Source organism: Bradyrhizobium sp. USDA 4501, from assembly GCF_054062115.1.
The window spans coordinates 7,861,462-7,880,674 of record NZ_JBSSEX010000001.1 but is presented as its reverse complement, the minus strand read 5'-3'; the positions used below and the strand labels follow the sequence as shown (position 1 = coordinate 7,880,674).

At 65.3% G+C, this 19,213-nt stretch carries 16 protein-coding genes and 1 pseudogene; 10 read left to right on the top strand and 7 right to left on the bottom strand.

Annotated features, from left to right (window positions below; all coding sequences use genetic code 11):
- Positions 1-78 precede the first annotated feature (78 nt).
- Positions 79-642 carry a nitroreductase family protein gene (locus ACVWZM_RS36450; protein ID WP_057019692.1) on the top strand — a complete coding sequence of 188 codons (564 nt, stop codon included), beginning with the start codon at positions 79-81 and terminating at the stop codon, positions 640-642.
- 109 nt (positions 643-751) lie between these two features.
- Here the strand turns inward: ACVWZM_RS36450 and ACVWZM_RS36445 are convergent, their stop codons facing one another.
- Both ACVWZM_RS36445 and ACVWZM_RS36440 read right to left on the bottom strand, forming a co-directional pair.
- Positions 752-3,235: a putative bifunctional diguanylate cyclase/phosphodiesterase gene (locus ACVWZM_RS36445; protein WP_456855798.1), complete on the bottom strand. Its 2,484-nt coding sequence runs from the start codon at positions 3,233-3,235 to the stop codon at positions 752-754.
- Between the two features lie 178 nt (positions 3,236-3,413).
- On the bottom strand, positions 3,414-4,490 hold the full coding sequence (locus ACVWZM_RS36440) for a hypothetical protein (RefSeq protein WP_028342693.1): 1,077 nt from the start codon (positions 4,488-4,490) through the stop codon (positions 3,414-3,416).
- 293 nt (positions 4,491-4,783) lie between these two features.
- Between ACVWZM_RS36440 and ACVWZM_RS36435 the strand changes: the two are divergent.
- A pseudogene (locus tag ACVWZM_RS36435) lies at positions 4,784-5,816 on the top strand (patatin-like phospholipase family protein).
- A gap of 3 nt (positions 5,817-5,819) precedes the next feature.
- Here ACVWZM_RS36435 and ACVWZM_RS36430 read toward each other — a convergent pair.
- The gene (locus ACVWZM_RS36430; protein ID WP_057019670.1) at positions 5,820-6,248 is read right to left on the bottom strand and encodes a CBS domain-containing protein; all 429 of its coding nucleotides are present in this window, start codon (positions 6,246-6,248) and stop codon (positions 5,820-5,822) included.
- A 191-nt stretch (positions 6,249-6,439) separates the two neighbouring features.
- Positions 6,440-7,237 (bottom strand): rhomboid family intramembrane serine protease, encoded by a 798-nt coding sequence (locus ACVWZM_RS36425; RefSeq protein ID WP_057019671.1) that lies wholly within the window; start codon positions 7,235-7,237, stop codon positions 6,440-6,442.
- A gap of 484 nt (positions 7,238-7,721) precedes the next feature.
- On the opposite strand from ACVWZM_RS36425, the gene ACVWZM_RS36420 reads away from it, so the two are divergent.
- The gene (locus tag ACVWZM_RS36420; RefSeq protein ID WP_057019672.1) at positions 7,722-8,276 is read left to right on the top strand and encodes a PAS domain-containing protein; all 555 of its coding nucleotides are present in this window, start codon (positions 7,722-7,724) and stop codon (positions 8,274-8,276) included.
- A 129-nt stretch (positions 8,277-8,405) separates the two neighbouring features.
- Positions 8,406-10,139 carry an adenylate/guanylate cyclase domain-containing protein gene (locus ACVWZM_RS36415; protein WP_456814535.1) on the top strand — a complete coding sequence of 578 codons (1,734 nt, stop codon included), beginning with the start codon at positions 8,406-8,408 and terminating at the stop codon, positions 10,137-10,139.
- Positions 10,140-10,166: 27 nt separating this feature from the next.
- Here ACVWZM_RS36415 and ACVWZM_RS36410 read toward each other — a convergent pair whose 3' ends face one another.
- A complete protein-coding gene (locus ACVWZM_RS36410; RefSeq protein ID WP_456855797.1) occupies positions 10,167-10,553 on the bottom strand; it encodes an ester cyclase in 387 nt (128 codons plus the stop codon).
- A gap of 256 nt (positions 10,554-10,809) precedes the next feature.
- Here ACVWZM_RS36410 and ACVWZM_RS36405 point away from each other — a divergent pair, with 256 nt between their 5' ends.
- The 5 genes from ACVWZM_RS36405 to ACVWZM_RS36385 all read left to right on the top strand — a co-directional run bounded on the left by ACVWZM_RS36405 (position 10,810) and on the right by ACVWZM_RS36385 (position 16,994).
- Positions 10,810-11,406: a tetratricopeptide repeat protein gene (locus ACVWZM_RS36405; RefSeq protein ID WP_456814537.1), complete on the top strand. Its 597-nt coding sequence runs from the start codon at positions 10,810-10,812 to the stop codon at positions 11,404-11,406.
- 200 nt (positions 11,407-11,606) lie between these two features.
- Positions 11,607-12,758 (top strand): DJ-1/PfpI family protein, encoded by a 1,152-nt coding sequence (locus tag ACVWZM_RS36400; protein WP_456814538.1) that lies wholly within the window; start codon positions 11,607-11,609, stop codon positions 12,756-12,758.
- 106 nt (positions 12,759-12,864) lie between these two features.
- Positions 12,865-15,222: an Orn/Lys/Arg family decarboxylase gene (locus ACVWZM_RS36395; protein WP_456855796.1), complete on the top strand. Its 2,358-nt coding sequence runs from the start codon at positions 12,865-12,867 to the stop codon at positions 15,220-15,222.
- 18 nt (positions 15,223-15,240) lie between these two features.
- The gene (locus tag ACVWZM_RS36390) at positions 15,241-15,801 is read left to right on the top strand and encodes an N-acetyltransferase family protein (RefSeq protein WP_456855795.1); all 561 of its coding nucleotides are present in this window, start codon (positions 15,241-15,243) and stop codon (positions 15,799-15,801) included.
- A 250-nt stretch (positions 15,802-16,051) separates the two neighbouring features.
- Positions 16,052-16,994 (top strand): IS630 family transposase gene (locus ACVWZM_RS36385; protein ID WP_141343507.1). Its coding sequence is split into 2 segments (ribosomal slippage): positions 16,052-16,390 and positions 16,392-16,994, totalling 942 coding nucleotides; the frame shifts between segments, so codons are not numbered across the junction.
- Positions 16,995-17,211: 217 nt separating this feature from the next.
- On the opposite strand, the gene ACVWZM_RS36380 is transcribed toward ACVWZM_RS36385, so the two are convergent.
- On the bottom strand, positions 17,212-17,433 hold the full coding sequence (locus ACVWZM_RS36380) for a dodecin (RefSeq protein WP_026192947.1): 222 nt from the start codon (positions 17,431-17,433) through the stop codon (positions 17,212-17,214).
- Between the two features lie 244 nt (positions 17,434-17,677).
- Between ACVWZM_RS36380 and ACVWZM_RS36375 the strand changes: the two genes are divergently transcribed.
- Positions 17,678-18,259 (top strand): HdeD family acid-resistance protein, encoded by a 582-nt coding sequence (locus tag ACVWZM_RS36375; RefSeq protein WP_057017581.1) that lies wholly within the window; start codon positions 17,678-17,680, stop codon positions 18,257-18,259.
- 132 nt (positions 18,260-18,391) lie between these two features.
- Here ACVWZM_RS36375 and ACVWZM_RS36370 read toward each other — a convergent pair whose 3' ends face one another.
- The gene (locus ACVWZM_RS36370) at positions 18,392-18,778 is read right to left on the bottom strand and encodes a COG4315 family predicted lipoprotein (RefSeq protein WP_210262721.1); all 387 of its coding nucleotides are present in this window, start codon (positions 18,776-18,778) and stop codon (positions 18,392-18,394) included.
- Positions 18,779-19,213 lie beyond the last annotated feature (435 nt).

Below are 19,213 nucleotides of genomic sequence, written 5' to 3'. Positions count from 1 at the left end.
CAATCGGTCTAAACTGGCTTTCATTGGCTTGGTCGTGTCCCCATCTTGGGGGCACGACTCCCCTTGAAGGACATTTCCGTGCCCGATGCCATTGAACTCCTGAAGACGCGCCGCTCGATGAAACCGCGCGAGATGACCGGCCCGGGCCCGTCCGCGGCCGAGCTCGAGACCATTTTGACGATCGGCGCACGCGTGCCTGACCACGGCAAACTCGCGCCCTGGCGCTTCATCGTGTTCGAGGGCGATGCCCGCGCGCGGGCCGGCGACGTGATCGCAAAGGTCTTCGCCCGGAAGAATCCCGGGGCGCCGGCCTCCGACATCGAGGTCGAGAAGAAGCGCCTGACCGACGCGCCGCTGGTGATCGGCGTGGTCTCCTTCACCAAACCGCACCCGAAGGTGCCGCCGTGGGAGCAGGAATTGTCGGCGGGCGCCAGCGCGATGAACATCGTTACCGCGGCGACCGCGCTCGGCTACGGCGCCTGCTGGCTGACCGGCTGGTTTGCCTTCGACCGCGACGTGCTCGACGGCCTCGGCCTGAAGCCGGACGAGAAGCTCGCCGGGCTCATTCACATCGGCACCCCGACCAGGCCGAGCGAGGACCGCCCGCGCCCGGCCCTGTCGGATATCGTGACGCGGTTCTAGGGTACAGCCTTGTAGCCCGCATGAGCGGAGCGATATGCGGGACACTCGTCCCGGGTGTCGCTTTGCTCACCCGGGCTACAAAAGCCCTCGCCATTGTCGGGCATGTCGACTACGCCGCCTTCGACGCACGCTCCGCAAAGCCGCTCAGCAAGGCCGCGATCTCGCCGGCCGGCCGCGCCGCGCTGAACAGAAATCCCTGCACCTCGTTGCAACCTTCGGCGCGCAACCAGTCGAGCTGGTCTGTCGTCTCGACCCCTTCCGCGGTCGTGGTGATCCTGAGGCTGCGGCCAAGGCCCGAGATCGCGCGCACGATCGCGAGGCAATCGGAGCGCCGCGCCAGATCCTTCACGAAGGAGCGGTCGATCTTGATCTTGTCGAACGGGAAGCTGCGCAGATAGCTCAGCGAGGAATAGCCGGTGCCGAAATCGTCCATCGAGATGCTGACGCCCAGCTCGCGCAGCTGATGCAGGATCGCGAGGTTGGCCTCGGTTTCCGCCAGGAACACCGACTCGGTGATCTCGAGCTCGAGCCGCCGCGCCGAGAGGCCGGAATGCGCCAGCGCCGAAATCACGGCCTGGACCAGATTGCGGCTGCGGAACTGCACCGGCGACAGATTGACGGCGACCTTGACGTCGGCGGGCCACTTGATCGCCTCCGAGCAGGCTTCGCGCAGCACCCATTCGCCGAGCGCGACGATCAGGCCGATGTCTTCGGCAACCGGGATGAACTCCGCAGGTGAGACCATGCCCTTCTGCGGGTGCCGCCAGCGCAGCAGCGACTCGAAGCCAGAGATGCGGTCGGCCGCGATATCGACCAGCGGCTGGTAGTGCAGCTCGAACTCGCCGTTGCTGAAGGCCGCGCGCAGATCGCGCTCCATGTCGCGGCGCTTCTGCGCCTGCTGATCCATCTCCGGTTCGAAGAAGTGGTGCACGCCGCCGCCCTCGGACTTGGCGCGGTACAGCGCCATGTCGGCATTGCGCATCAATTCTTCCGACGTCGTGCCGTCACCCGGTGACAGCGCGATGCCGACGCTGGCGCCGACCACGACCTCGAGCCCGTCGATGTTGTAGGGCGCGCTCAGCGCTTCGATCAACCGTTCGGCGAAAGCGCTCGCCTCGTTCGGCGAAACGTCGGCCGCAAGCACGATCGCGAATTCGTCGCCGCCGAGGCGGGCCGCCACATTGTCGTCGCGGACCACCTCGCGCAGCCGCTCCGCCACCAGCTTGAGCAGCCGGTCGCCCATCGGATGCCCGAAGGAGTCGTTGACGTTCTTGAACAGGTCGAGGTCGATGCACATCACCGCGACGCGCTTGTTGCCGCTGCGGCCGCGCTCCAGCGCCTCGCGCAGGCGCTCCTGGTAGAAATCGCGGTTCGGCAAATTGGTGAGACCGTCATGGTGCGCCATATGCGCGATCCGCGCTTCGGCGGCGCGGCGCTCGGTGATGTCGACCACCGCGACCAGATAGCCGTCGCGGCCCTCGAACGCCACCTTGCGCCCGAAGGTCAGCACGTGGATCTCGCTGCCATCGGCCCTGATGTGCCGCCAGTCGCGGCTCGATTGATAGACGTCGCCGATCTCGCGCAAGGCGGCGCTGTGCACGCTCCACTCATCCACCGGCCAGATCTGGCGCAGCGTCATGCCGAGAAACTTTTCCCGGCTGTATCCATAGTGCTGAACGGCGGCGTCGTTGACGCTGAGGAATTCCATCGTGCCGGCGTCGAACACCCACATCGGCATCGGGTTGTTCTCGAACAGCAGGCGGAACGACTGCTCGCGCTGCTTCAGCGCGGTGACGTCGGAGACGGTCAGCGACAGCATGTCGCCGAACGCCGTGACGCCGAGCCGCAGGCAGCGATCGCCGCTGTCGATCTCGAACTGCCCGCCCGGGCCGCCGCCGACAAATCCACGCAGACGGCTCATCACCGCTGACGCCGCAAGCGGATTGCCGCCGGCGCTGAGCCGGCGCCACAGCAATTCGGTCGCAGGCTGCATCAGCAGCCTTGCGGCGCCCTGGTTGAGATGCACGATCTGGAAGTCGGCCGGCTCGCCGCGCGCATCGCGGATCGCGGCGAGCGACAGCACGCCCTCGTCGGTGGCCGAGAAAATCGTATCGAGCAGATTGTACTGCGCATTGCGCTCGTTGACATAGACGCCGACCAGGATACCGCCCCAGCGCGACCGCGTCGGTAGCGCCAGCACGTCGAAGGTCCGCACCAGCCCGTCGCGGACGCAATGCGCCGACGCCAGATAGGGCCGGCAGTTCTCGCGCGCGTTTGCGGCGGCTTCGGTCAACGCGGTGGCGCAATCCGGCGGCAGGGCGCTGAGCGGAATGTCCCAGCGCTCGTCGTTCAGCCATGTCTGGACATAGCGGCCGGCGTGCGAGACGCTGAGCATGCCATCGACGCTCCGCAGCAGCACGATATGATCCGCGAGCCGGCCGAGACTGCCGAGCATCACGTCTTCATAGTGCGGCAGCTTTTCGCCGGGACGGACCGCGGCCTGCCACTTGCGTTGCAGAACCGGTACGTCGGCGAACATCTCGGAATTGAATTTGGCCGATGCTTTAGCTGATTTCTTGTTGGCCATGACCATGGCGCGCCCCACGCAAACACTAGTCCCCACGGCATCCAAGTCATGCCGCGGCTTAACGTCATGTAAAAATAGGCAGGCCCGGTATCGCCGCGAGCGATGATGACGGCTCAAATTCGCGCGATGGTTAGTTCACATTAGAGACTATGACAGCTGCATGAAATGCAGGACCGGCCGGACGTCAGCGCGCCACGACCTCGACTTCGCCATCGACACCGTTGACGACATTGAAGGGGCGCTCGAACACCTTGCCTTCGTTCTTGGCGATCGCGCGATACTCGCCCTCGGAGAGCACGACGCGCGGGAACGCGCCGATCGATTCCTTGATCACGTCGCCGCCCGGCGTGATCACCGACCAGGCGGTGTTGGCAAGCGCCTCGCCGCCCCGCTCGCTGACCAGCTTGAGGGTGATGACAGCGGCGCGATGGGTGACGGTGACGTCGGTCAGCTTGCCCGCCCCGACGCGAATGTCGGAGCGCACCACCGAGTTGGCGTCGCCATAGTTGGAGACGATGTAGTAGGTGCCCTCGGGCAGCAGCGCGACGTCGCCGGCGGCAACGTTCGGCACCATCGGTCCACGGTCCGAACCGTCGAACTGGCTGCCCTTGTAGATCGCAAACGAGATCTGGTTGGCGGGGATCTTGCTGCTGCCGACCCGACCCTCGATCCGCAGGCCCCCGGCCGGCAGCACGAAGGACTCGCGGTCGGTCTCCGACTTCAGGCTGACGGCGCGCACTGCGCTGACGAGGCCGAGCGCGACATGGACGACATAGTTGCCGGGCGGCAGCACCACGTTGGGCGTCGCCCCGCGCTCTTCGCGGACCAGCTTGTAGGTGCCGTTGTCGTCAGGTTTGTCGGCGAACACCCGCCACACCAGCCCGGCATTGATGACCGGCAGGTCCTTGCCGTACCGCGCCGTCAGCGACAGCACCGCCTGCCCCGCGGCCGGGGAGCCGGCCGGCGGCGCTGCCACCACGGGCGGCACGGTCGCAATCGAGGGCTGGACGATGGTCGGCTGGTTCAGCGGACCGGGCAGAACGGGCCCTGAACCGCCGCCCGATGGCGGCGCCAGGTTGAGCGCCGGACCGGACGGCACCTCCGGGACCGAGGCGGGCGGAATCGGCGGCGGCCGGTCGCTGAAGAACTGTGCAGATACGGAACCGGGGATCAGGGCGAGCAAAAATGCCGCAAGCGTCAACAGCGGAAGGAGCCGCATGCCCCGTCCGCATCCGCCGATGCCGTTGCCCCTCGAAGTCATCATCATGCTTTTCAACGAAAACGCGGCAAATTCAAGCCTTCGTCCAAGGGGATCCAGGGGGCGTCCAAGGCTTTGTCACAGTCCGGGTGGGCGGTGTCCGCCATTTGGAACCGCGCGATCAAGCCGATGTTAGCCCTATCGTCGCGGTCCAGTCACATTCCCTGCCTACCGCGGACTACCCGGGGCATGAATCGTGCCTGTGGGACTAACCATGAAGACGGACGACGCTGGCGCAGCCATGCTGCGCAGCCTAGTCTCGCGCTGGCAGGAGATTTGTCGTGTTGGATAGCTGGATGGGCCGAGGCCACAAGAGCTCCGACGGCCCCGACAAGGTAGGCCTGGGAACGGTTCGCCGGCCGGTCATCGGGCTTGCGCTCGGCGGCGGCGCCGCGCGCGGCTTTGCCCATATCGGCATCATCAAGACCCTGCTGGCCCACGGCATCGTCCCCAATGTGGTGGTCGGCACCTCGATCGGCTCCGTGGTCGGTGGCGCCTATGCGGCCGGCCATATCGAGACGCTGGAGCAATGGGCGCGCGGCCTGCAGCCGCGCAGCGTGTTCGGCTACCTCGACATCCGCCTCAACGGCTCCGGCCTGATCCGCGGCGCCAAGCTGGCCGCCGAGATCGAGGCTGCGTTGGGCCAGGTCATGATCGAGGACCTCACGGTCAAGTTCGCCAGCGTCGCCACCGAAGTGCGCACCGGGCACGAGATCTGGCTGACCCAGGGTCGCGTGGTCGACGCCATGCGCGCCTCCTACGCCCTGCCCGGCATCTTCGCGCCGGTCCTGATCGGCGACCGCTGGTTGGTCGACGGCGCGCTGGTCAATCCGGTGCCGGTCTCGGCCGCGCGCGCGCTCGGCGCCGAGATCGTCATTGCGGCGAACCTCTCCAGCGACGTGTTCGCGCACTCGACCACGATCTACAATCACGGCCCGTCCGCCGCGCCGGAGGTGACGGTTGCGGTGACCGCCGAGGCCGAACTCGAGCCGGAGCCGCCGAAGCGCCGGTTTGGCCGCTTCTTCTCCGCCGAACGTACCGTGAAGCGGGAGTTTTTCGGCAGCGCCAGCCGGCCCGGCATCTCGAGCGTCATGGTCGACGCCTTCAACATCATGCAGGACCGCATCACCCGCGCACGCCTTGCCGGCGATCCGCCTGATATGCTGATCTCGCCGCGGGTCGGTCAGATCGGCTGGTTCGACTTCCACCGCGCCGACGACCTGATCGCGCACGGGGATACGCGCCGCCGAACGCTCCATCAGCGCAATCGAGGAAGCGATCGACATCCTGGCGCCGCCGTCGAGCGGCGCGGGCAGCACCGGGAAGTAGCGCTCAGGCGGTCTTGATGTAGTCGCGCAGCGCCTCCTGCTCGCGCTCATATTCCTCGACGCGCCGCTTGACGATGTCGCCGATCGAGATCAGCCCGACCACCTTGCCGTCCTCGACGACAGGAAGATGGCGGAATTTTCCCGTGGTCATCATCTCCATGATGCCGCTGACCGTATCGGACTCGCGGCAGCTCACGACCTTCTTGGTCATGACCGCGCTGACCGGTTCGTCCAGCGCGCCCGCGCCGCGCTCAGAGAGCACGCGCACGATGTCGCGCTCCGACAGGATGCCCTCCATGCGGCTCTGCTCCATCACCAGCACCGCGCCGATCCTACGCTCGCCGAGCAGCTTGACCGCGGCCGAGAGCTTCGCGCCGGGCGCGACGCTCATGACCTGATGGCCTTTTGCATCGAGAATGGAACGTACCGTCATTGTCGGCCTCCCTGAATCCGCTCGCGCCCCGCTTGAGCGGAGCCGAGCCTGTTCGCCAGAGTCTTCAATCAACAGTTCCGCGCCGATTTCGGTTCCGGGGCGCGGCGAGTAGCAGGGCTCGATTTGTCGGCCCGCTTTGTTTCTGCGTCACAAAGATGATGGAGGAATTCGATCCAGGCCGCAAGCGGCGATCAGACGCGCCCCGACTGATCCACCGACGACGCATCTGCAGCATCGTCCCGCGTGCGCGGCACCGGATCGAACAACGAGAACAGCAGCAGTCCGGCAAGGAAGCCGCCGATATGCGCCTGCCAGGCGACGCTCGCGCCCTCGCCGCCGAGCGACAGCGAGGTGGCGCCGAACAGGATGTTGACGCCGAACCATATCGCCAGGAAGGCGAGCACCCGTCCGTTGCGCAGCGCCCGCCACAGCGACAGCGCAGGCACCTTGGCCGCCGCCTCGGCATCGCCACGGCTGAACGACAGGAAGCTGCCCTTCACGAAGGCAAAGCGGATCGCCGCCGCCATCGTCCCCGACACCGAAGCCGACGCTCCGATCATCGGCGCGATCGCGTGCTCATGGGTCAACAGATGCGCAAGCGCCCCGGCGGCCGCCGTCACCGCCATGAAAACAAAGAAACGCAGCGCGCCGAAGCGCCGCGCCAGCGCGCTGCCGAACGGCAGCAACCACAGCACGTTGAAGCCGATATGGGTGAGGTTGGCGTGCAGCAGCGAATAGGTGACGAAGGTCCAGACCTTGGCGCCTTCGCCGCCCGGAAAGGTGATGTCGAGCAGCGTCGAATCGTAGCGCTTCGGGATGAAGCCGAAGACGTCGATGGTCCAGTTCTCCAGCTCCGGCGGCAGCAGCACCCGCAGATGAATCACCGCGATCAGCAGGATGTAGGCGGTGAGCGCCGGCGGCAGGGTCAGGATCGGCTCGCGCGGCGCCTCCGGCGGCGGCGCGAGCGGGGATTCGGGATGGGAGTCCAAGGGGTCGGCGACCTCGATGCGGCGGTGGATCAGAGATAGGCGGCTTTCGTACCCCTGTGCAAGTGCACAATCCCAAAATCGGACACCGGGTGTCGCGCAGTGCGGAATCGGGACAAAAGAAAAGGGAGGGCGCTGAGAACGCCCTCCCTGATCTGCTGGTCTTGTCGTGCCCCGGAGGGATCGGGAGAAAATCCCCACCCCTCCCCGCACGGTGACCAAACTGTTTGACGCCACCTGTGTACCAAAGGCGCCGGCGCTTGGGGCAGCCGGCGCGAACGGGAACGCGCACCCTACCCACTGGTTCCGCGGGGGCCAAGGACATAGTTAAATTTACGTTAACAACACAAAGCTGCCGATAAGCCGCCCAAAGCGCGGCCACGGCATGGACGCTGCACAGCCTTCCCTGCACAACAGAGAAGGGAAGGCGCCTGAGCAAAACCGGGACAGATGTGTCCCGCCGAGACAGGTGCCGGGCAAGGTTTAGATGAAACACAGCTCGAGCCGCGAGTTCTTCGCATATTGGAATGCGAAGCGCGGCACCGCACGTGCACCTGACCGGAGTGAGTTCGAGCCGTCCGCGGTACGCGAACTACTGTCCGACATCTTCGTGCTGTCCTATGACGGCGAGACCCGATTTCCGTTCCGCGTCGCCGGCACCCGCACCTCCGCCCTGCTCGGTTGCGACCTCAAGAACCGGAGCTTTTCCGCCCTGTTCACCGGTGCGAGCCGCGGCGAGATCGAAGACATTATCACCTGCGTCGTCGAAGAGACCCTGCCGGCCATCGCCGGCATCACCGCCACGACCGAGAGCGGCGCCAAGGCGCATCTCGAGCTGCTGCTGCTGCCCTTCACGAGCCGCGTCCACATGCCGGCGAGCCTCACCGGCCTGCTCGCCCCGTTCGAGGACGACGTCGGCCGGCTGCACGACCTGGTGCTGACCTCGTGGCGTTACCTGCATCCCCAGGAGCGGTTCGTGCCGCGGACCCTGCGCAAGCTCGCCATCGCGCGCGGCCTGATGGTCTACGAAGGCCTGCGCTAGCCGCCGGCGCCCGCCTCGGGATGGGATGGCAGGCGCCGGTCGCTTGCACCGCGCCCCGCGGAACTCTATTAGCTGTCTGGCCGCCACGGCGGGGTGGACCCGCTCATTGCAGCTGCGGCCGGGTTGGGCATGTTTCGGAATTCGATCAGGCAGAAGATCGTCGGCATTGCCGCGGGACTCATCATCCTCGCGGTGGTCACGTCGCTGCTGTCGATGGTGATGGCGGGCCAGGTCGGCCATCTCCTCGACGAGCTCACCAACCGCTACATCCCCGCCTATGGCCACCTCGCCCGCGTCAACATCCGCGCGCTGGAGCGGTCGCTCGCCATGCGCCGGATGATGATGGCGAAGATGCAGGCGCCGGCCGAAGACTCCGGCTACGAAAGCGCGCGCAAGGCCTTCGACGAGATCGAGCCCCTGATCAAGCGCGAGGCCGACGCCGCGCGCACGCTGATCGATGCGATCATCGCCGATCCCTCGACGCCATCCGACAACGCCGCGCTCGGACGCCTCGATGACCGCATCGACAATGCCGTCAACGACCTCTTGATGCGCCTGAACGCAGAGAACAAGACGCTGCTCGAGCAAATCGACGCCAAGGACTTTGCGGCGGCGAAAGCGACCACGCTGCGCGCCGACGCCCTGCGCGACGACTTCAACACCAGGATCGAGGGCATCCGTGCCGACATGCTGGCGCAGGTCGCTTCCGCCGCCGCGAAGGTGATGAGTGCCCAGCAGCGGGCGATCATCATCTCCGGCGTCGTGACCGCCATTGCCGCGATCCTCGGCTTCGTGTTCGCGATGCTGGTCGGCAGCGGCATCACGCGTCCGGTGATGCGCCTGCTCGAAAGCACCCGCGAGGTCGAGGCGGGCCGCCTCGACGGCGCCATCACCATCACGACCCAGGACGAGATCGGCCAGCTGTCGGCCGCCTTCAACCGCATGATCGAGACGCTGCGGCACAACCAGCGCATCCGCGAGACGTTTGGCCGTTACATCAATCCGCGGATCGCCGAGGGCCTGCTCGAACAGCCGGCGATCGCCGCGACCGAAGGACAGCGCCGCGTCATGACGGTGATGTTCTGCGACATGAAGGGCTTCACCAGCCTGAGCGAGGGCGTGACGCCGAGCGGCCTCGTCAAGATCATGAACCTCTACCTGTCGACGATGTCGGCGCCGGTCCATGCGCATCACGGCATCATCGACAAATATATCGGCGACGCCATCATGGCCTATTGGGGCGCGCCCTTCGTCGAGGAGGCCGAGCAGACCCATCTGGCCGCGCTTGCCGCCATCGACATGATCGGCCAGGTCAACCAGCTGCGCAAGGATCTGCCCGAACTGCTCGGCGTCCGCGTGATTCCGGCCGATTGCGACATCCGGATCGGGATCGCCACCGGCGAGGCCCTGGTCGGCAGCATCGGCTCCGAGTTCATGATGAGCTACACCGTGCTCGGCGACACCGTGAACCTCGCCTCGCGGCTGGAAGGCGCCAACAAGTTCTACGGCAGCCGCAGCCTGATCTCGGAGGCCACCGCCGCGGCCTGCGCCGCAACCATCGAGCTGCGCGAGATCGACCGCCTCGTCGTGATGGGGCAGACCCAGCCGGTCGCCGTGTTCGAGATCCTCGGCAAGAAGGACGAACTGACGCCGGCGCAGACCGAGTTGCGGCAGCGTTACGCGGACGGTCTCGCCGCCTATCGCGAGCGCCGCTGGGATGACGCCGAGCAGGCCTTCACCGCGGCGCTGACGGCGGCGCCGGGCGACGGCCCGTCGATCGCCATGAAGGCGCGCGTCGCAGCGTTCAGGCAAGATCCGCCGGCGGCCGATTGGGACGGCGCCTGGCATCCGGAGCGGAAGTAGCGGCGTCACGCTCATCCAGGCTCCGCGCTACAGCTGGGCCTCGATCGCAACCTTGTCGATCACCGACCAGACCTGCACGATCTTCCCGTCGCGGAATTCATAGAACACGTTCTCGGCAAACGACACGCGCTTGCCGTTGACGCCGAGACCGAGGAACGTGCCGTTCGGCGAACAGTCGAATGCCAGCCGGCTCGCGACATGGGACGCATCCGACACCAGCAGTTCGATGTTGAAGCGAAGGTCAGGGATGTCGCGAAAGTCCCCTTCCAGCATCTCGCGATAGCCGGATAACCCGTGCCGCCGGCCGTTGTGGCACACATCCTCGTCAACGAACTGACCGAGTTGCGGCCAGTCCTGGCGATTCAAACAGGCAATGTAATTCTGGTAGATCTCGGCGAGGTCCTTTTTCATCATCGATCGTCCTCCTTGCCGCGGGTCAAGATGGCCATTGAGCATTTGCGTGCGATTCTAACACCGACGTTAGTTTCGACTCCGATGTCCGATGGCGCGAACAAAACACTCAGCCGGCGTGCACGTGAAAGCGCGACGTCCCGAAGAGACAGTGCGATTGCCGCTTCGGCAAACAATTTCTCAAAACGCGCGGAATGTCTCCCGCGATCGGGAGTTAGTGCTTCAGGTCAATAACTGTCCTTGTCAATCGGAGGCGTACATGATCAAGTCACCGATGATGCTTGCGGCATTCCTGACAGCGCCGATCATTCTGTTCCCACCGCAGACCGCCGTCGCGGCTGGCGGAGGTGGCGGCGGTGGTGGTGGTGGCGACCCATACGGGTCGAGCTACGGCACTCCCGCGCCGTCCTATCCCCAGCAAAAGGACAGAAAGACCACGCACAAGGTCAAGAAGCCCTTCAAGCAGTCCGGCTTCGAAGACCCGGCATTCCGCGACGGCTATCGCGCGGCCTATGCGACAATCTACGAACGCAACGACTACGCCGCCGCGATCGATCAGTTGCACGCACTCGGCCGCGATGATCAGCCGAACGTCGCGAACCTGATCGGCTATTCCTATCGCAAGCTCGGCGACTACAAGCAATCGCAGGTCTGGTACGAACGTGCGCTCAAGGCCGATCCGAACCACGTCCTGACGTGGAACTACTACGGCCTGTGGCAGATCGAACAGGGAAACCGCGACCAGGCGCAGTATCATCTGCAGCGGATCGCCAAGATCTGTGGCACCGAATGCGAAGAGTATCGGACGCTGGCGGCGGCACTGGAAAAGCCGCCGGGTACGAACCTCGTCTACTGAGCGCGTCGCGTCGCCCGCATGAGCGGAGCGACATGCGGGGAAGGACCGCCCCGGATGTCGCTGTCGCTCGTCCGGGCTATGCCTGTGAGCCGCTTTGTTCGCGTGTCCGTTTTTGCGGGAATTTCGCCGTTTTGGTTGACGTGACCGGCGAGTAGCTTGCGTGCCGGGCGACGCACGCGGATACGTTGAGATCGATCATCATGACCTGGCGGCTTCTCGCGTGGAGCGGCATCGCCGTTGCCGCGCTGGTTCCAATCATTGGCGGCATCTGGCTCTTCACCCTGCCCGCCGCATCGGCGTTCCGCGTTCCGCCGCCGATCGCGACGCAAGAGCACGACGCGATGCTCGCGGCGCTGAAGCCGCCGAAGCGGGCGCGACCGCTGATCGCGATGCTCGGCATCAACGACATGACCGAGACCACCGACTATCTGATGCCCTACGGCATCCTCAAGCGCGCCGATGTCGCCGATGTCGTCACGCTGGCGACGGGACCCGGTCCGGTCGCGCTGTTCCCGGTGCTGAAGGTCGAGCCTGATGCGATCATCGCCGCATTCGATGCCGCACATGGCGACGGCGCCGACTACGTCATCGTGCCGGCGATGAGCCGCGACGACGATCCGGCGGTCATGCAATGGATCCGGCAGCAGGCGGAGAAAGGCGCCGTGATCGTCGCCGTCTGCGCCGGCGCCAAGGTGCTCGCCTCGACCGGCCTGCTCGACGGCAGGCGCGCCACCACGCACTGGTTTTACCTGAAGAACTGGCGCAACAAACATCCCGCCATCCAATACGTCGCCGACCGCCGCATCGTGGTCGATCGCGGCGTCGCGACGACTACCGGGATTTCGGCCTCGATGCCGATGTCGCTGACCCTGATCGAGGCGATCGCCGGCCGTACCAGGGCTGAGGCCGTCGCGCGCGAGATCGGCCTGCCCGGCTGGGACGCGCGGCATGACAGCAACGCCTTCAAGTTCACGCGTCCCTTCGCGCTGACCGCCATCCGGAACACGCTGGCGTTCTGGAACCGGGAACAGCTCGGCCTCGCGCTTGCCCCCGGCGTCGACGAGGTCTCGCTGGCGCTGGTCGCCGACAGCTGGTCGCGCACCTACCGCTCGCATGCCGTGACCTTCGCCGCGACCGACGACGTCGTCACGACCCGCAACGGCCTGCGCGTCTATCCGCAGGTCGTAGCGCCGGATTGGTCCGCAGATCGTCTGCTGCCCGCGGTCGGCACCGCGCCGCCCGCGCAGGCGCTCGACCGGGCGCTTGCCGGGATCGAAACACGCTATGGCCGTGATACGGCGGACTTCGTCGCCATGCAGCTCGAATACCCACGGGCTGACGCCGTGCAGTGAGGGATTGCGTTTCCAACAACGTATTCGATCCTCCATCCGCCCCATTGTCATCTGCCTGTCATGAATTGTGCCGACACGTCAGCGCCGGACCAGTTCGGGGACACGCATGGATTATTTCAAACGCTTCAACTTCCTGTTCGCTGCGCCGGTGTTCGAGGCCGACGACCTCGAGGGCATCCGCTTCAACCAGATCATCGCCGAGATCGAGCGCTCCGGCTTCGAGGTGGTTCGCGCCCGCAAGCTGGAAGATGCCGAGATCGCGGTGCAGACCGATGCCGCGATCGGCTGCATGGTGGTCGATTGGGGCAAGAAGGGCCTTGAGGGCAAGACTGCGGCGCTGATCAACCTGATGCGCCGGCGCGGCCTCGACTTCCCGATCATCCTGTTGATCCGGCGCAAGCGGTTCGAGGACCTGCCGGTCGAGGTGCTCGACTTCATCGACGGCTACGTGTTCCTGTCCGAGGAAACCCCGCCCTTCATCGCCAAGAACCTGATCTCCAGGCTGAAGCAATATGCCGAGAATTTGAAGACGCCGTTCTTCGGCGCGCTGGTCCACTATGCCGAGGAAGGCAACCAGCTCTGGACCTGCCCGGGCCATAATGGCGGCGTGTTCTACAGCCGCAGCCCAATCGGACGGGTGTTCGTCGAACACCTTGGCGAAGCCGTGTTCCGCGACGACCTCGACAATTCCGTGCTCGACCTCGGCGACCTCCTCACCCATGAGGGGCCGGCGCTGCGGGCGCAGAAGGAGGCGGCCCGGATCTTCGGCGCTGAAAAGACCTATTTCGTGCTCAACGGCACCTCGACCTCCAACAAGGTCGCGCTCGGCTCGCTGGTCACCGACGGCGACCTCGTGCTGTTCGACCGCAACAACCACAAGGCCGCGCATCACGGCGCGCTTTTGATCGGCGGCGGCATCCCGGTCTACGTGCCGACGGTGCGCAACGCCTGGGGCCTGATCGGGCCGATGCGCTGGGACCTGCTCGACGAGGGCGCGCTGCGCGACCACATGCGCAAGCACCCGCTGGTCAAGGACGAGAACGCCTGGAAGAAGGAGCGTCCGTTCCGCGTCGCCGTGGTCGAGCAGTGCACCTATGACGGCACCATCCACTCGGCCGAGATGATCCTCAAGCGGATCGGCCATCTCTGCGACTACATCCTGTTCGACGAGGCCTGGGCCGGCTTCATGAAATTCCACCCGATCTATGCCGGCCGCTTCGCCATGGGACTGTCCGATCTCGGCCCCGAGGCCCCCGGCATCATTGCGACCCAATCGACCCACAAGCAGCTCGCGAGCTTCTCGCAGGCCTCGCAGATCCACATCCGCGACCGCCACATCAAGGGCCAGAAGCGCCGGGTCGAGCATCGCCGCTTCAACGAAAGCTTCATGCAGCACGCCTCGACGTCGCCGTTCTACCCGCTGTTCGCCTCGCTCGATGTCGGCGCGCAGATGATGAAGGGCCGCTCCGGCGAAGTCCTGTGGGACGACACGATCCGGCTCGGCATCGAGCTGCGCAAGAAGATCCGCGCCGTGAAGCGCGAGTTCGAGGAGAAGGAGACGCGCCCCGAGCGGCGCTGGTTCTTCGAGCCGTTCGTGCCGGACCGCGTCATGATCCCCGACGTCGCGCGCGAGAACGGCGTGCACAATGTCGCCTGGGAGACGATCTCGACCGATCAGCTCGCGACCAATCCGTCCTACTGGCAGCTCAGTCCCGGCGAGACCTGGCACGGCTTTCCCGAGCTGACCGCGGGCTTCGCGATGACCGACCCGAACAAGCTCACATTGCTGACGCCGGGCTTCGATCACGCCACCGGCGCCTATGCCGATCACGGCATCCCCGCGCCGGTGGTGGCGCAATATCTGCGCGAGAACCAGATCGTCGCCGAGAAGAACGACCTCAACTCGCTGCTGTTCCTGCTGACGCCCGGCGTCGAGGCCAGCAAGGCCGGCACACTGGTGTCGGGGCTCGTCGCCTTCAAGAAGCTGCACGACGACAACGCGCTGATCGAGGATGTCATCCCCGAATTCTTCCGCCGCCGCCCGCAACGCTACACCGGGGTGCGGCTGCGCGACCTCTGCGGCGACATGCACCGCTTCTTCCGCGACGGCGGCGTCAGCACGCTGCAGGCCAGGCAATTCCTGCCCGAGCACCTGCCCGAGATCGCGATGTCGCCGCGCGAGGCCGCACAATATCTCATCCGCAACGATGTCGACTATCTGCCGATCGACCAGATCTTCGGCCGCGTCGCCGCGACGCCGTTCGTGGTCTACCCGCCCGGCATCGCCACCATCGTGCCCGGCGAGCGGCTGTCGGAACGCAGCAAGCCAATGATCGATTACCTGAAGATGTTCGAGGCGAGCTTCAATGCGTTCCCGGGCTTCGAGGTCGAGGTCCAGGGCATCTACAAGGAGATCGACGACTCCGGCCGTGTCCGCTTCTACACCTATGTCGTGTCCGAATAGGCGAACGGACGCAACACAATGGAGAATGATCACAAGATCACCGTCCGCCCGTCCCGCGACAGCGACGTCGACGCCATGCTGTCGATCTACCGCCACCATATCCGCCGCGGCGTCGAGGAAAGCGTCGACGACAGCGGCACGCCGGAGCCCGACGATCTGCGCGACCGCCGCAAGAATCTGCGCAACACCCGCCTGCCCCACCTCGTCGCGATCTGCGACAGCGAGGTGGTCGGCTATGCCTATGTCGTGCTGTTTCGCAAGCGTCCGGCCTACCACTACACGGTGAAGCATTCGATCTATGTGCATCACCGCTTCACCGGCCAGCGCGTTGGCGGCCGGCTGCTGCAGGAGCTGATCGACACCTGCGCCGCCGCCGGCTTCCGCCAGATGATCGGCTACATCGACAGCGACAACGCCGCCTCGCTCGCGCTGCACGACCGCTTCGGCTTCGCCCGCGTCGGGCATTTGCCCGGTGTCGCCTATCGCTATGGCCGCTGGTCCGACACCATGATGGTGCAGCGCTCGCTCGCCGCCGGCGCCACCGCCCCGCCGCCCCCCGCGCCGCTGTCGCGACGGTGATGGGCACGACACTTTCCATTCGTCGTCCCGGCGAAGGCCCGGCCCATAACCACAGGATTGGATTGGCAAGGAAGGCTGTGGCCCCAGCGTCGCGCAATAATCACCTTCGGTGCTTATGGGTCCCGGCCCCCCGTGCGCTATTGCGCACTAGAGCGGTTTCCAGTTGAGGTGAATCGGAACAGTCAAAGGGGATTCCCACGGGCACGCAAATCAGATTCGGTGTTGCCCGCGACAACATGCGGGGCATGCGATGGCGAAGGGATACTCCAAGGACCTCAGGGTGCGTGCGGTTGAGCTTGTTGAGTCCGGCGAAAGCGCACGTGAGGCTGCGCGCATTCTCAATCTCGGCGCTTCGACTACGATCCGATGGATGGATCGTTGGAGGAAGACCGGAAACGTTGAGGCCAAGCCCGGCACCGGGCACAGCCGCTCGCCGTTGGAGCAGCACAAGCAGTGGCTGATCGAGCTGATCGCCGCGGAGCCGGACCTGACGCTCGAGGAGATCCGCGCGCGTCTGCGCTCTCAGAGAAAGCAAAAGGCCGGCATCGGTTCGATCTGGCGTTTCTTCGACCGTCACAGCATCACCTTCAAAAAAAACACTGCACGCCGCCGAGCAGGATCGACCTGACGTCGCTGCCGAGCGTGCCGCGCTGAAAGCCGAGCAGCCCAAGCTGCGTGCACCGCGCCTCATCTTTATCGACGAGACTGCGGTCACGACGAAGATGGTCCGGCACTATGGGCGCTCTCCTCGCGGTGAGCGCCTCGTCTCTGGCGTGCCCCATGGTCACTGGAAGACGCTGACGCTTGTCGCCGCGCTGCGCATCGATGGCCTCACGGCGCCCTATGTCATCGACGGTGCAATGGATGGGCCCTCGTTCCTGGCTTATGTCGAGCAAGTCCTGGCGCCGACCTTGCGCAAGGGCGACATCGTCTTCATGGACAACTTGCGCACTCACAAGATCGCCGGTGTCCGCGAGGCGATCGAGGCTGTCGGCGCCCGCGTGCGTTATCTGCCGGCCTACTCGCCCGACCTCAATCCAATCGAACAGGCCTTCTCCCGGTTGAAAGCTGCGCTGCGCAAAGGCGCCACCCGCACGGTCCAAGCCCTGCTCAAACTCATCGGCAAACTCGTCAAGTCGTTTGCGCCGCAGATGTGTGCCAACTACTTTAGGCATGCTGGATACACCAGATGATCCACATCATGTGGAAAATGCTCTAGGCCGGGACGACAGCGAATGTGTTGCGCGGCCGGTGAGTCATACACCGGCATTCTCGCGGCCTCTGCAGCGCGAGTTTTGCATTTCGTTTCGCCGCTCTGATGACAGAGGGCGCAGGGAAAGCCGGATGCCGATCGCACCCATGGGTCCCGAGTAATCCTGCAGGCTGCAAGGCGCAAGCGACCTGATCGCCCTACTCCAGCGTAAAGCCGACCCGCAGCGCCACCTGATAGTGCCGGATCTTGCCGTCCTCGATATGGCCCCGCGTCTGCACCACCTCGAACCACTTCATTTCCCGGATCGTCTTTGACGCGCGGCTCACGGCGTTCTCGATTGCCGCCTCGATGCTCTTGTCCGATGATCCGACCAGTTCCAGGATTTTGTAGACGTGATCCTTGTCGTGCGTGGCGGGCATGTCGACCTCCTCTGTGGATGCGCGATCCGGACCGCTTGCGCTGCGGTTCGGACAGTCCATCGTCCGATGCGGGCCGGCCATCTCAAAACCGACGAATGCTGCGCGGCAACACGCCGGACGAATTGAATAAACGTGTCGCGGCGCCTTTGGTGCCAGCATGCATTTCGTGCCAGCTGCGCACCCGCCCTTGTCCGGGCCTTGACCTATGGTAGCATGGTTTCATCAAGTATTCGGGAGCGATACGATGTCCACTGCGTCCAGCTCACCCGCCACACCTCCTCACAGCCTCGGATCCGGGCTTTCCAACCTCCGCGCCAAGTGGGGCTGGATCGTCGCCCTCGGGGTGATCTACCTGATCGCCGGCGTGCTCGCCTTCGGCAGCGTCTTCTTCGCCACCGTCGTCAGCGTGCTGTTCGTCGGCGCCATGATGATCGTCGCCGGCGTCGCCGAGATCATCAACGCGTTCCAGTTCAAGACCTGGGGCAAATTCCTGTTCTGGCTGCTGCTCGGCGCGCTCTATGTCGTGGCGGGCTTCATCACCTTCGAGAACCCGCTGCTCGCCGCGGCGACGCTGACGCTGTTCCTCGGCATCGCGCTGGTGGTGTCGGGCATCGTCCGCATCTTCCTCGCGTTCGGCATGAACTCGGAAGCGCCGTGGGGAATGGTCGCGATCTCCGGCCTGATCACGCTGGTGCTCGGCGCCATGATCCTGGCGCGCTGGCCGGTCTCGAGCCTCTACGTGCTCGGCATCTTCCTCAGCGTCGACCTGATCTGCGCCGGCGTGAGCTGGATCAGCATGGGCATGGCGCTGAAGCGCAGGGCGTGAGGCGCGATCGTCGCCTCAGGCACGATCGACGGGTGGGTTAGCCTCAAACTAACCCGCCGCATGTTTCGCGTGCGGAGAAATGGCGGGTTGCGCTGGCGCTAACCCGCCTACGCTCAATCCGCCTGCAAGCCCTCAGGGCTGCGCGAGATGCCAGGCGCCGTTCAGGAAACCGTCGCCGGTGATGTCGCCGGCCTTCTGGTCCTTGGCGAAGGTATAGAGCGGCTTGCCCTTGTAGGCCCACTGCTTGGAGCCATCGTCACGCGAGATGATGGTGTAGCCGCCTTCAGCCTTGTCGCTGGCGTCAGCCTTCAAGACCGGCCAATTCGTCGCGCACGGGCCGTTGCAGGCCGACTTGCCTTCGGAATCCTTGTCGAAGGTGTAGAGCGTCATGCCCTTGGCGTCGGTGAGGACCGAGCCCTTCGCGGTGGTTCCGGTCTTGGTCGGCGGCGCGGCAAAGGCCGCCGAGGCGAACGCAAGCGACACGGCGGTGGCGAGCGCGAGCGAGATCGATGTCTTCATGATGTCTCCTGTTCGAATGCAAATGGCTTGCATGCGTAAGGACGCCGAAGGGCGCGCACTATTCCGCTGACGGCGCGCGAAGAATTTTCGGGATGGCGATCAATGCGAGGGGAATAAAGCCGCAGGCGCGTGCCGATACCGTCCCGTAGCCCGCATGAGCGGAGCGACATGCGGGAGCCGCCCCGGATATCGCGGAGCCTGTCATCGGGCGCGCGTTCGCGCGACCCGTTGGCTCATCCGGGCTTCTGTAACGGGCCTTGGTTAGTCAATCCCTTTTCGCGTCATCCACTCGCCGGGCACTTGCTTCTGTACGGGATCGACGCGAAGGCCGTCGCCTGATGGGGTACATTGAGGAGCCGGCCGGCCAATCTACGGATTGCGTGGTCGTGAGCCACTTCCCGGATGGCGGCCTGACCGGATCCATCGTCCCAGCGG

Coding starts and splice junctions, on each gene's coding strand:
- ACVWZM_RS36445 (WP_456855798.1), bottom strand. CDS start 3,235: ATGGTCATGGCCAACAAGAAATCAGCTAAAGCATCGGCCAAATTCAAT.
- ACVWZM_RS36440 (WP_028342693.1), bottom strand. CDS start 4,490: ATGACTTCGAGGGGCAACGGCATCGGCGGATGCGGACGGGGCATGCGG.
- ACVWZM_RS36430 (WP_057019670.1), bottom strand. CDS start 6,248: ATGACGGTACGTTCCATTCTCGATGCAAAAGGCCATCAGGTCATGAGC.
- ACVWZM_RS36420 (WP_057019672.1), top strand. CDS start 7,722: ATGAAACACAGCTCGAGCCGCGAGTTCTTCGCATATTGGAATGCGAAG.
- ACVWZM_RS36415 (WP_456814535.1), top strand. CDS start 8,406: ATGTTTCGGAATTCGATCAGGCAGAAGATCGTCGGCATTGCCGCGGGA.
- ACVWZM_RS36410 (WP_456855797.1), bottom strand. CDS start 10,553: ATGATGAAAAAGGACCTCGCCGAGATCTACCAGAATTACATTGCCTGT.
- ACVWZM_RS36405 (WP_456814537.1), top strand. CDS start 10,810: ATGATCAAGTCACCGATGATGCTTGCGGCATTCCTGACAGCGCCGATC.
- ACVWZM_RS36400 (WP_456814538.1), top strand. CDS start 11,607: ATGACCTGGCGGCTTCTCGCGTGGAGCGGCATCGCCGTTGCCGCGCTG.
- ACVWZM_RS36395 (WP_456855796.1), top strand. CDS start 12,865: ATGGATTATTTCAAACGCTTCAACTTCCTGTTCGCTGCGCCGGTGTTC.
- ACVWZM_RS36390 (WP_456855795.1), top strand. CDS start 15,241: ATGGAGAATGATCACAAGATCACCGTCCGCCCGTCCCGCGACAGCGAC.
- ACVWZM_RS36380 (WP_026192947.1), bottom strand. CDS start 17,433: ATGCCCGCCACGCACGACAAGGATCACGTCTACAAAATCCTGGAACTG.
- ACVWZM_RS36375 (WP_057017581.1), top strand. CDS start 17,678: ATGTCCACTGCGTCCAGCTCACCCGCCACACCTCCTCACAGCCTCGGA.
- ACVWZM_RS36370 (WP_210262721.1), bottom strand. CDS start 18,778: ATGAAGACATCGATCTCGCTCGCGCTCGCCACCGCCGTGTCGCTTGCG.